Genomic DNA, 10,281 nt, shown 5'->3' on the forward strand with positions numbered 1-10,281 from the left:
AGTCTCACATACCCTGAATCGGTTTCAGAAATGCGACACAGGCAAGATATTGAAAACAAATGGTACGCAGTCTCAGAAACTCCGGCAGGCCGACAATCGAGCTCAGAGGCGGCAAACGGGTCTTCGACCAACGAAGACAGCGAGAGAGACGTCGCGCCCGGCGAGGCTTTGACACTCCCTTCCTTTGTGGCCGGTTCAGGGACGCTCGACCGGCTGGTGGACACCGCGCGCGACTATGCTCGCGCTGCGGCCTCGGACAATACGTTGAAGGCTTACACGAAGGACTGGGCGCATTTCGCGCGCTGGTGCCGGATGAGGGGCGCGGAGCCGCTGCCGCCCTCGCCCGAGATGATCGGGCTCTATCTCGCCGATCTGGCCAGCGGCTCGGGCTCCGCCCCTGCCCTCTCGGTCTCGACCATCAATCGCCGCCTGTCGGGCCTTGCCTGGACCTATGCGCAGCGCGGCTTTGCCCTCGATCGCAAGAACCGCCATATCGCCGCGGTGCTGGCCGGGATCAAACGCAGGCACGCACGCCCGCCGCTGCAGAAGGAGGCGATCCTGGCAGAAGATATCCTCGCGATGGTGGCCACCCTTCCTTTCGACCTACGCGGGTTACGGGATCGGGCGATCCTGCTTCTTGGCTATGCTGGCGGGCTGCGTCGCAGCGAAATTGTCAGCCTCGATGTGCACAAGAACGACACGCTCGACAGCGGCGGCTGGATCGAGATCTTCGACAAAGGCGCGCTGCTGACGCTCAACGCCAAGACCGGCTGGCGCGAGGTGGAAATTGGCCGGGGGTCAACGGACCCAACCTGCCCCGTGCGTGCTCTGGAGCAGTGGTTGCATTTTGCGAAGATCGACTTCGGCCCGGTGTTCGTCGGCACCTCACGAGACGGCAAACGTGCCTCGGAAACGCGGCTCAATGGCAAGCATGTTGCGCGCCTGATCAAACGTACCGTTCTGAATGCCGGCATCCGTGCCGAGCTGCCGGAAAAGGAAAGACTGGCGCTGTTCTCGGGTCATTCGTTGCGCGCCGGCCTCGCCTCTTCGGCCGAGGTCGACGAGCGCTATGTCCAGAAGCAGCTCGGCCACGCCTCGGCCGAGATGACCCGCCGATACCAGCGCCGCCGCGACCGTTTCCGCGTAAACCTGACCAAAGCGGCGGGGTTGTGACCGCCCTGCCCTACCACAGGGCATTCAGCCTAGAACGGATTCTCCAACGCAGCACCGGTCGGCGCAAAGTCACTGATATTCCCGGTCACGACGATAGCGCCATGACGTAGCGCCGACGCGGCGATCATCAGATCAGCACCGGTATGGCCAATCTCGGCTGAGAGCCGTCCCCAGATGCGTGCATCCTCGGCCTCAAAAGCAAGCAGCCGGTCCGAGAATAGCAAGACCGTCCGATCGAGCCACATGCGGAGATCGCTGGCAAACATAGGGTCGCGGGTCTCCTGCTGGCGAATGCCGCGCTCAATTTCGCCCAGCGTGATGACACTCAGAAAAAGGTCCTGCTCGGCCTTGCCGCGCAACCAGGCCGCCACTTGGGGAGCTCGGTCCGGGCGACGCACGGCCGAGATGACGTTAGTGTCGAGAATGTACATCAGAAGCTTACATCACGCGGGGCTGCCGAGGCGCGCGTGATATCCCCACCGGGAAATGCCATCAGATGTTCTGCGAAGCTCTCGCGCGCCTTCACCGCACCCTCCAGGAGCCGGTGGTACTCATCTGAAGAAAGGATGACCACCGCTGGCTTGCCTCGGCGCGTCACCTCTTGCGGCGTACCGGCAAGTGCTGCGTCAACAACCGCGCTGAACTTGTTTTTTGCATCCTGAACAGTCCACATCGTTTTTCACCTAGCTAGCTATCTGTCTAGATAAATGGCGTCTCAACTTGCTCATGTCAAGACGCACCCAACCCAAAGGGTAGAGTAGTCAGGGTGGGTTGGGAAAACCAATCGACCCGCACCCGCAGGCAAATGGTCGTTTAGTAGCGATGTATGAAACTGCAAAAAGACTGTTTTGGTGCCCCTGATCGGTTATGCCCGCGTATCTACCGAGGATCAGACCCCCCTGCCCCAGTCGCAGGCCCTGAAATCAGCGGGCTGTGTCGAAATCCATGAGGAACAGGCTTCTGGCGGTGATCGTGCGCGGCCTGTGCTGGCGCGGGTGTTGGAGCGCATCGGCAAAGGCGACACGCTGGTGGTCGTGCGGATTGACCGCCTCGCGCGGTCGCTGTCGCATCTGCTGGAGGTGATCGAGCGGCTGGAGGCCAAGGGTGCTTTCTTTCGCTCGATCCAGGACCCGATCGACACTGGGTCCCCGCAGGGCAAGTTCACGCTGCAGGTCTTGGGCGCTGCGGCCGAGTTTGAGCGCGCCCTGATCCGGGAACGCACCAAGGCCGGCCTCGCCAGCGCGCGCTCAAAGGGCCGCGTGGGCGGAAACCCCCGACTGCGGGCCAAAGACCCTGCCGCTCTTCGCAAAGTGCGGTTGGCGCGACAAGACAGCTACATGGAGCGCCTGAACGAGACGGCACAAGACTGGGTGCCTCATATACGCCGGTTGCGTCCCGACTTGGCTTGGGAGGACGTGTTGCGCATCATCAACGGCCCCTTGCCCGAGGCGCGTCGCTGGACCCAAAGCCGCCTGCTACGCGCTGTGAGGGCCTACGTTCGCGACGGCTTCCTGTCTTCCGAGGTGCTGGCCCGCGCCGGGCGCCGCGAAACCGACGATCGCCTGCCCGCCATCATTGCTGCCATCAAGGGCGCGGATCCCGACATCACGCTCCAGGCGATCTGCACCCGGCTGGAAGCGATGCGCGAGCGCACACCTCGCGGGCGGACAAGCTGGCAGCCGTCTTCGGTGAAGATGCTGCTGGAGCGGGCCGAGAGGCTGGGGCTGCTCGACTGAGATCCCGGAGAATCGTCCATCCGATTCTGCCGACTGATTTCTGTACTCACTCACAATACATCTTGTGGTCACTTCGCAGCTGGCAACGAGGTGTTGAAGTAAAGTAAGAGCGCAGTCGCCCAAGACGCTGATTTTTAATAGTTTACCGTCGACAGAAATGGATGCCTTCAACGCCCCCAGGCCACTCAACGGTTTGGTCTGGATTTATCCACAATATCTGTTAAGCTTTGCAAAACAATAAAGACTTGAGGGCAGTGATGAACGGGATACGGGCCTCCCAGAGATTTGAAGTCATGTCCAAGCGGCTTGGTAGTCGGTTGCGTGAACATGCGCAGGAAACCTTCCCACCGGACGCTCAGAAGGGCCTCCGCCGCTTCGCCATGCGGGAAGCGGCTGAACTTCTTCGCATTAATCAGAATACCTTCCGCCATCATGTGTCAAACCTCGAAGGCTTCCCCGAAGGTGTTCTGGAGGGCGGCAACCGCCGTAGCTTCTCTGCGGAGGAGATGGTCGAGGCACAACGCGTACTTCTCGAGACTGGAAGGATCAAGCCAGACGAACACCCGCACAGAAGACCGGGAGAGGCTTGTCAGGTCTTGACGATCTTCAACCTGAAGGGTGGTTCGGCAAAGACGTCATCTGTTGCCCATGTTGGACAACTACTGGGTCTGCGCGGCTACCGGGTCTTGTTGATCGACCTCGACAGCCAGGCAAGTCTGACAAACCTGTTCGGGGTTACTCCCGAGCTCGATCCGGATATGCCGACTTCATACGATCTCATCCGATCCGACGATCCATTACCCGCAGCAGAGATCATTCGCAAAACGAACTTCCCGACCGTGGATCTGATCCCGGCATCCATGGACATCATGGAGTACGAGTTTGAGGTCGCCTTGAGCTTCAGACACGGCGCCACCACGTTCCATAGCCGCATCCAGGAAGCACTTGAGCCCGTCCTCAACCGATATGATGTGGTGATATTTGACACCCCACCGCAGCTGAACTTCTCTGTGATCTCTGCCCTCTTTGCATCGACCGGGGTCCTGATCCCGCTCAACGCGTCGATGCTCGATGTCATGTCGCTGGCGAGCTTTCTGGGCATGGCGAGCAACCTGATGGGCGTCGTCGAGGCACACGCCCCGGAACATGGACTGAACTTCGTGCGAGTTCTGATCACCCGCTACGAAAATACGGATGGTCCGCAGGTGCAGATCTCGTCTCTGCTTCGGACAGTCCTCGGGGATGCCGTGCTGTCTGCCGAGTTCCTGAAATCAACAGCCGTGGGTGATGCTGCGAACACCCAGCAGAGCATCTTCGAGGTCGAACCTCGCGACGTGAACCGCAGAACTTACGAGCGCGCGATCGAGTCCGTCTCGCGCGTGACCGACGAAGTCGAACGCGAAATCCTGAAAGCATGGGGGCGTAGCCATGGCGCGTAAAGTCTTCGGGGACTCACTCAAGAACGCGATGGGCAAAACGCCGCCTTCGGACGAGGATCTGGATGTGAAACGGACGAGCCCGACTGTAGCTCGCGCTCAAGCATCTGTGCTCGAAGAGGATAAACACGCCACGCGGCTGATCGACCCAACCGCCATACGGATGTCCGCGGTCATGGACCGCATCGATCCAAGCGATGGTCTGGATGAGCTTGTCTCGTCGATCCGCGAGCACGGTCAAAAGGTTCCAGTGCTGGTTCGTCGAACCGAGGACGGTGCGCTTGAGATCGTCTATGGACGCCGTCGGCTTCTCGCTTGTCGCCAACTTGGTCAGAAAGTGCGCGCGACGGTCATGGAGATGACCGACGAGGAAGCTCTCATTGCCCAAGGCGTAGAGAATAATGCCCGCCAAGATCCATCGTTCATCGAAAGGGCTCTTTTTGTCGCCGGGATCATTCGAGAACTTGGGAAAACCGACGAAACGCGCAAGAACGCTCAAACGATCGCGTATCGGGCGCTTCAGATCGACGAATCGCTCATCTCGCGGATGAACCGTATCGCTACGGGCATCCCGATAGAACTGATCCAGGCTATCGGACCTGCACACGGCGTTGGTCGACGGGTTTGGGAAAAACTTTTCAGGCTGTGTGAGAAAGACGTCGCGAGAGCCCGAGAAGTTGCTGGCAAAATCCCTCGCAACATACCGGGCCCCGACCGTCTCGAAGCGGCGGTTACCTTGCTGACAGCCACCAAACCATCGACGCAGAAGACACACCCCAGTGAGCGCGTGAAGATCGGCCGAAAGGGCAACCGCATCACCATCGATGTGGACGCTGATCTTGTCCCTCGTGTTGAGGAGGCAGTCCGGAAGCTGGTCACGGAGCTTCTTGACCGCGGTCAAGACGGGCCAGAGTGACGACCCCCGTGTCTTGACCGCGGTCAAGACATCAAAAGCAACGAGCAGAAAACGAAAGGAGGACCGGCTAGAAAAAGAAAGACCCCCCGAAAGCGATGCTTCCGAAGGGCCTCAATCAGTCTCGACACCTGATTGATACCCCCAAAACGAATCGATTTCAACACCGCTCGCGGTGAACGGGGAAGCTTTTTCTTCCGAAACACCATGAGACATGCAAATGAAACAACAACCGCCCTGGCGGAACGGACATCTTTGCCCTGCCCTAACCCCTACGAGCTTCTGGGCCCAGTTCGCATACTGAGAAAGGAGCTCGGTCTCACAACCAATGACCTCGCCGTTCTGACCGCGCTCATTAGCTTCCTACCCCGCAAAGAACGTGAGATTCAGGACAGCCAGCGACTCACGCTCACTGTCGTGTTCCCATCGAACGCTTCTCTGTCAGAGCGCGCCAATGGACTCGATGAGAGAACACTTCGACGCAGTCTGGGACGCCTCTCAGCTGCTGAACTGATCGAACGCAAGAATTCAGCAAATGGCAAACGCTTTCCGCTGCGGTATGGAGGCGTTATCAGAGATGCCTTCGGTATCGACCTGAAGCCCTTGATCCAGCGGTACGGCTCGCTCGCGACACAAGCCTTGCAGCTCACCGAAGAACTCGAGCGCTTGCGCTCACTGAAAGCTGAGGCGTTGGCCCTACGTGCTTCGCTACTCCACCACACACGCTTCGATGAAGCAAAGCTCTCAACCCTCAACATGATCAGAAATGTCCTGCGTCGAGCAACATTAACCGTTGATGCAGTCCTGAGCGTTATCTCGGAACTTAGAGCCCTCGGAGCCGATACCGACGCAAGCTACGGTGAACACCATGCCACAAGAACAGCTGGTACCGCAGATAATTTACAAACTATCGAACATCGACCTCATACACCAGATTCCAACGATTTGCCCGCCACAAACGGACAAAATGTCCGGCACATAGAGTCTATAAAAAAAGATACTAAAAAGATTGTTCCCGCTACGATCAATCGCGGTGAACAAACCGCTCAAACCAAACCCACGATGAACCGAGACCCAGCACGCATGGCATGGGAAGACTTCACCCACGTTGCGGGATTTTTCCCAGAACCCCCGCGCACAGGAGAAGCCCTCACCAGAATACTATACGACCTCGGTCGATTGCTTAGAATAAACCAAGACGAACTGCGGCATGGCATCCAGAAAGCTGGCGCAGGAAAACTGCTCCTCATCTTCGACTACCTGATAGCAAGAGCAGACACGATCAAACACCCTGAAGCCTATTTTGAAAGGGTCCTACGCACACAACTTGCTCCCACATGAACTTCTTGACCGCGGTCAAGAACCGCCGTGAGAGCGAAAGGAGTGTTGGTTTGAGGGTGACCGGAAGTGAGATCGGAAGAGTGGATTCCGACGCCCGCCATGGAGAATATCTGATGACAAAAGCTGTCCGGAAAATCACCCTGTCCCCGTCCCGGAATATCCCTTTCGACAAAATGATGTTGAGGCAGTCCAACGTGCGGCGCATCAAGGCCGGCGTGTCCGTCGAGGACCTGGCCGAAGACATCGCTCGCCGCGGCCTCATGCAGAGCCTGAGCGTGCGGCCCGTGTTGGCTGACGATGGTACCGAAACCGGCAAGTTCGAGATCCCGGCCGGGGGCCGCCGGTTCCTAGCATTGTCCTTGCTGGTGAAGCAGAAGCGGTTGGCGAAAACCACGCCCATTCCCTGCATCGTCCGCGATGCTGCGTCCAGCATCCTGGCCGAGGACGATTCCCTTGCAGAAAACATGCAGCGCGTCGCCCTTCATCCTCTCGATCAGTTCCGCGCGTTTGTGTCCCTGCCTGACAAGGGTCAGACCGATGCTGTATGACCTCTTCCAGGGCGATGGAGACAGTTCTTTCGAGGACCCTGCCTTGCTCGATCGGCTGGTGACGGAAAAACTCCAGGCCGAGGCTGAGACGGTTGCGATTGAGGTCTGGAAGTGGATCGAGCTCGCACTCGACCTGCCCTACGGCTACAGCCACGGCCTGCGGTCCTTGTCCGGCGATCCCGCACCTATGACGGATGACGATGCTGCGGCCCATGCTAAGCTGCTCGCCGAGTATCGGGCGCTCGAGGAAGAATACGCGGGTCAGGATGAAATCCCCGACGAGATCGATATCCGGCCGTTGTTCTTCGACGCGGAGGAAATCGGACGGGGAGGGGCGTTCGTCACGTTCGACCGCTACGGCACGCATACAGTCTATCGCGGCTACGACCACCTGACCTCGGACGAGTCCTTCGAGAACGGCAACACCGCCTATGAGTGCACCTACACTGAGACCGTGCGGCGGTTCGGATGACACAGGGGACGGCTCAACCTATCTCTTGCAGAATATCCAGAATGTATGTATATTCTGCACAAATGGAGACCCAGATCATGCATGAACTTCCTGAGTTCAAGGCGGCCGACCTGACGCGGCACACAAGTGACCTGTTCGACGCGGCCATTCGGTCGCCGATCGCAATCACCAAGCACCGCAAGCCGAAATTCGTGCTGATGAGCATGGACCAGTACCAGCAGCTCGCGCGGGGCGCCACGCAGCAGGCTCACATGATCGACGAGATGCCCGAGGATATCAAGGCGCTGATGATAGAAGGGCTCGAGCGGGACTTGTCGCAGGCGGATGACTAAGCCTGCCGCTGGAGAGGTTTTCCGCTATCCGTTCCTGTGGAAACGCGAACAGATGGCGGGCGAGACCGAGGGCCGCAAGACGCGGCCTGTCTGTATCGCCGTCACTGTCGCGAGGTCCGATAGCGAGACCGTGGTGTTCATCCTGCCGATCACGACGCAGCCGCTCTTGGCCTCGCGCAAGTTCATCGAGGTGCCACAGATCGAGTCGCAGCGCGTGGGGTTAGAAACCCATGTCCGCAAATGGGTCATGCTGGACGAGATCAACACCGATATTCTGGAGCGGTCCTATGTCTGGGAGGACCGCACGCCCATTGGCACGTTCAGTTCCGTCTTCACATCCAGGATCCAGTCCAGCCTGATCGCGCTTGCCAGGTCGGGCGGGGCATCGGTTGTTGATCGGCTAAAGTAATCTCGATCACCGCAGGGTCTGCCCAGCTTCACTTGTTCCCGTCGATCCATTTCGACATCAGCCCCTTGTCGCGGAAACATTCATCCGGCACGGCACGGCGCTTGATCCGGGCGAGACGCTCGGCAAAGGCGACCTGTTTGGACGAGGGCAGGCTGTCCAGCACTGTCGCGGATGTGAGCTTGGCTTGTGCGTCGATCCAGGCGCTCAGGGACCGCCGATCTTGCTGAACCTCCCATGGCAGAAGCGTCTGGTTGCGCAGGGCCAGCGCGCGCGCATAGGCGATCTGCTTTGGCGTCGCGGGCAGGGCGTAAGTGCTGCTTTCCATCTGGGAACTCCCTTCTTAGCTGGGCTTTCAGTATAGAACATAACAGGAACAAGTACAAGCCGCCTGCAGAAATCATGGGGTTTAAGAGGAAGAGAAGGGCTGGGGAGGGTCAGGCCAGAGGGTGCCTGAAAGAGGGTGTCCCGGCCTGATCCTGTTCCTCATCGGGATCTGATGCCGGAAAGTGCTGGATCCCAGGTTCTCATGAGCTTCGCATTTAACATTCTCCGGCATCAGATCCCTAAAGAGTGAAAGTGTCCTTCGGGTTTTGTGACTGACGGATGAGGGCCTTTGGGGTCCCTCCGAGGGGTCCGGACCGGGTTCCGGTCTGCCGTTCCTGATGAAGGGCCTTCCGATGCAAACAAGTGTCTTGCGCGTGTTGCGCGCGACCGCTGCCTCGTGGTGGCGGCATAGAGAGCTGCGCCGAGCCGGCAAGACGGAGGTCGCACGGCAGCTTGAACGGAAAGCCGTTCTCCGCGATCTTGGCTATCTCTGGCAGGCGGCGAAATTGCCGGACGCGCATGTGATCTGCGGCGAGGGCGGGACGTTCCTCCACCTCGGCTGGACCACTGTGTCCACTCTCGCGCCGATCGAGCGCTTTCCGTTGGCCGCTCTTGCGGTCGCACGAGGGACGCCCTTCATCGATATCCGACCCGTCACCGATGTCATCGCCTTCGCGAACCTGCCGCGGGTGGCGCGGGCCGGATCGGTCGACCCTGAACCTTCGAGTCCCGGCAGGTCCGTTCCACTGACCACCTACATCGACATGGTCGAAGAGCTTGGCGCGAAGATCGCCAATGATCCGCGGCCCCGTCAGTCAACCTGACCCCCAATCTTCTCACCAACACACGAAAGGACGCCAACCATGGCCCGATCCCGCACGTCCAAATTCGATGCCTCCGAGGTCATCACCAACGAAATCATCCGTATCATCGAGCGCGGCGTTCTGCCGTGGCGCAAGCCCTGGACGGCAGGGGGCAGCTCGCGCCCCCTGCGCGTGGGCGGTGAGCCCTACCAGGGGGTCAACAACTTCCTGCTGACCATGCGCACCGTGATGGCGGGCCACAGCTCGCCCTTCTGGATGACGCTGCCACAGGCCAATGCGTTGGACGCAAAGGTCCGCAAGGGCGAGAAGTCCTCTGTCGTCGTTTACTACGGTCAAAGCCGGAAAGGCGCCGACGGCGAGGATGACGTCAGCGATGGCGATGATCGCTCCGAGGAGGCCCGCGTCTTCCGCTTCCAGAAATCCTACCGCGTGTTCAATGCCTGCCAGATCGATGGCCTGCCCGACAGTTTCTACCCCGACCCGGAGCCCGCGCCCGAGCATCCGCCGTCCGAGCCCATCCCTCACATGCAGGCGTTTTTCGATGCCATCGACATCACGACCCTCTTCACGGGGACGGAAGCCTACTATCTGCCCCCCGTGGACAAGGTTTACATGCCATCCATCACGCGGTTCCAGGACCCGCGCAATTTCTACGGGGTCTGGGCGCATGAACTGTCGCATAATGCCGCGTTTCGGATTATGCCGCGCCGATCCGAACTACCAGTTGCGTTTCAGTTAGATCGGCGCGGCGTGTCAGCATAATTCAGAGCGCT

At 59.4% G+C, this 10,281-nt stretch carries 11 protein-coding genes and 2 pseudogenes; 10 read left to right on the forward strand and 3 right to left on the reverse strand.

Going from position 1 to position 10,281, the window contains the following annotated elements; translation table 11 throughout:
• Window positions 1-30 precede the first annotated feature (30 nt).
• Window positions 31-1,173, forward strand: a complete 1,143-nt coding sequence (locus tag ACSSVY_RS22195; RefSeq protein WP_454272195.1) for a tyrosine-type recombinase/integrase — start codon at window positions 31-33, stop codon at window positions 1,171-1,173.
• Between the two features lie 29 nt (window positions 1,174-1,202).
• On the opposite strand, the gene ACSSVY_RS22200 is transcribed toward ACSSVY_RS22195, so the two are convergent.
• Together ACSSVY_RS22200 and ACSSVY_RS22205 are read right to left on the reverse strand one after the other, a co-directional pair.
• Window positions 1,203-1,604, reverse strand: coding sequence for a PIN domain-containing protein (locus ACSSVY_RS22200; RefSeq protein WP_454272178.1), 402 nt, complete (start codon window positions 1,602-1,604; stop codon window positions 1,203-1,205).
• Entirely contained in the window at window positions 1,604-1,846 is a 243-nt protein-coding gene (locus tag ACSSVY_RS22205; protein ID WP_454272180.1) for a type II toxin-antitoxin system Phd/YefM family antitoxin, read from the reverse strand. Before ACSSVY_RS22205 ends, ACSSVY_RS22200 begins: the two co-directional genes overlap by 1 nt.
• Window positions 1,847-2,024: 178 nt before the next feature.
• On the opposite strand from ACSSVY_RS22205, the gene ACSSVY_RS22210 reads away from it, so the two are divergent.
• The 7 genes and pseudogenes from ACSSVY_RS22210 (at window position 2,025) to ACSSVY_RS22240 (ending at window position 8,360) form a co-directional block, all read left to right on the forward strand.
• On the forward strand, window positions 2,025-2,909 hold the full coding sequence (locus ACSSVY_RS22210; RefSeq protein ID WP_454272181.1) for a recombinase family protein: 885 nt from the start codon (window positions 2,025-2,027) through the stop codon (window positions 2,907-2,909).
• Between the two features lie 257 nt (window positions 2,910-3,166).
• Window positions 3,167-4,348 (forward strand): plasmid partitioning protein RepA, encoded by a 1,182-nt coding sequence (gene repA / locus ACSSVY_RS22215; RefSeq protein ID WP_454272182.1) that lies wholly within the window; start codon window positions 3,167-3,169, stop codon window positions 4,346-4,348.
• Window positions 4,338-5,261, forward strand: a complete 924-nt coding sequence (locus ACSSVY_RS22220) for a ParB/RepB/Spo0J family partition protein (protein ID WP_454272184.1) — start codon at window positions 4,338-4,340, stop codon at window positions 5,259-5,261. The genes repA and ACSSVY_RS22220 overlap by 11 nt, the downstream gene beginning before the upstream one ends.
• A 204-nt stretch (window positions 5,262-5,465) precedes the next feature.
• Window positions 5,466-6,599 (forward strand): helix-turn-helix domain-containing protein, encoded by a 1,134-nt coding sequence (locus ACSSVY_RS22225; RefSeq protein WP_454272186.1) that lies wholly within the window; start codon window positions 5,466-5,468, stop codon window positions 6,597-6,599.
• Window positions 6,600-6,712: 113 nt separating this feature from the next.
• A pseudogene (locus ACSSVY_RS22230) lies at window positions 6,713-7,532 on the forward strand (ParB/Srx family N-terminal domain-containing protein); the annotation flags it as partial.
• A gap of 149 nt (window positions 7,533-7,681) precedes the next feature.
• Window positions 7,682-7,951: a type II toxin-antitoxin system prevent-host-death family antitoxin gene (locus ACSSVY_RS22235; protein WP_454272187.1), complete on the forward strand. Its 270-nt coding sequence runs from the start codon at window positions 7,682-7,684 to the stop codon at window positions 7,949-7,951.
• Window positions 7,944-8,360 carry a hypothetical protein gene (locus ACSSVY_RS22240; protein ID WP_454272189.1) on the forward strand — a complete coding sequence of 139 codons (417 nt, stop codon included), beginning with the start codon at window positions 7,944-7,946 and terminating at the stop codon, window positions 8,358-8,360. The genes ACSSVY_RS22235 and ACSSVY_RS22240 overlap by 8 nt, the downstream gene beginning before the upstream one ends.
• A 28-nt stretch (window positions 8,361-8,388) precedes the next feature.
• Here ACSSVY_RS22240 and ACSSVY_RS22245 read toward each other — a convergent pair whose 3' ends face one another.
• The gene (locus tag ACSSVY_RS22245; protein WP_454272191.1) at window positions 8,389-8,685 is read right to left on the reverse strand and encodes a hypothetical protein; all 297 of its coding nucleotides are present in this window, start codon (window positions 8,683-8,685) and stop codon (window positions 8,389-8,391) included.
• A gap of 337 nt (window positions 8,686-9,022) precedes the next feature.
• On the opposite strand from ACSSVY_RS22245, the gene ACSSVY_RS22250 reads away from it, so the two are divergent.
• Together ACSSVY_RS22250 and ACSSVY_RS22255 are read left to right on the forward strand one after the other, a co-directional pair.
• Window positions 9,023-9,508 carry a hypothetical protein gene (locus ACSSVY_RS22250; RefSeq protein WP_454272193.1) on the forward strand — a complete coding sequence of 162 codons (486 nt, stop codon included), beginning with the start codon at window positions 9,023-9,025 and terminating at the stop codon, window positions 9,506-9,508.
• Window positions 9,509-9,547: 39 nt separating this feature from the next.
• Window positions 9,548-10,189: pseudogene (locus ACSSVY_RS22255) on the forward strand (ArdC family protein); the annotation flags it as partial.
• Window positions 10,190-10,281: the final 92 nt, after the last annotated feature.

It is taken from the genome of Roseovarius sp. MBR-51, from assembly GCF_053628575.1.

Excerpts from the sequence above, each read along its gene's own strand:
- repA (WP_454272182.1), top strand. The coding sequence starts at position 3,167 with ATGAACGGGATACGGGCCTCCCAGAGATTTGAAGTCATGTCCAAGCGG.
- ACSSVY_RS22250 (WP_454272193.1), top strand. The coding sequence starts at position 9,023 with ATGAAGGGCCTTCCGATGCAAACAAGTGTCTTGCGCGTGTTGCGCGCG.
- ACSSVY_RS22220 (WP_454272184.1), top strand. The coding sequence starts at position 4,338 with ATGGCGCGTAAAGTCTTCGGGGACTCACTCAAGAACGCGATGGGCAAA.
- ACSSVY_RS22200 (WP_454272178.1), bottom strand. The coding sequence starts at position 1,604 with ATGTACATTCTCGACACTAACGTCATCTCGGCCGTGCGTCGCCCGGAC.
- ACSSVY_RS22205 (WP_454272180.1), bottom strand. The coding sequence starts at position 1,846 with ATGTGGACTGTTCAGGATGCAAAAAACAAGTTCAGCGCGGTTGTTGAC.
- ACSSVY_RS22235 (WP_454272187.1), top strand. The coding sequence starts at position 7,682 with ATGGAGACCCAGATCATGCATGAACTTCCTGAGTTCAAGGCGGCCGAC.
- ACSSVY_RS22240 (WP_454272189.1), top strand. The coding sequence starts at position 7,944 with ATGACTAAGCCTGCCGCTGGAGAGGTTTTCCGCTATCCGTTCCTGTGG.
- ACSSVY_RS22195 (WP_454272195.1), top strand. The coding sequence starts at position 31 with ATGCGACACAGGCAAGATATTGAAAACAAATGGTACGCAGTCTCAGAA.
- ACSSVY_RS22225 (WP_454272186.1), top strand. The coding sequence starts at position 5,466 with ATGAGACATGCAAATGAAACAACAACCGCCCTGGCGGAACGGACATCT.
- ACSSVY_RS22245 (WP_454272191.1), bottom strand. The coding sequence starts at position 8,685 with ATGGAAAGCAGCACTTACGCCCTGCCCGCGACGCCAAAGCAGATCGCC.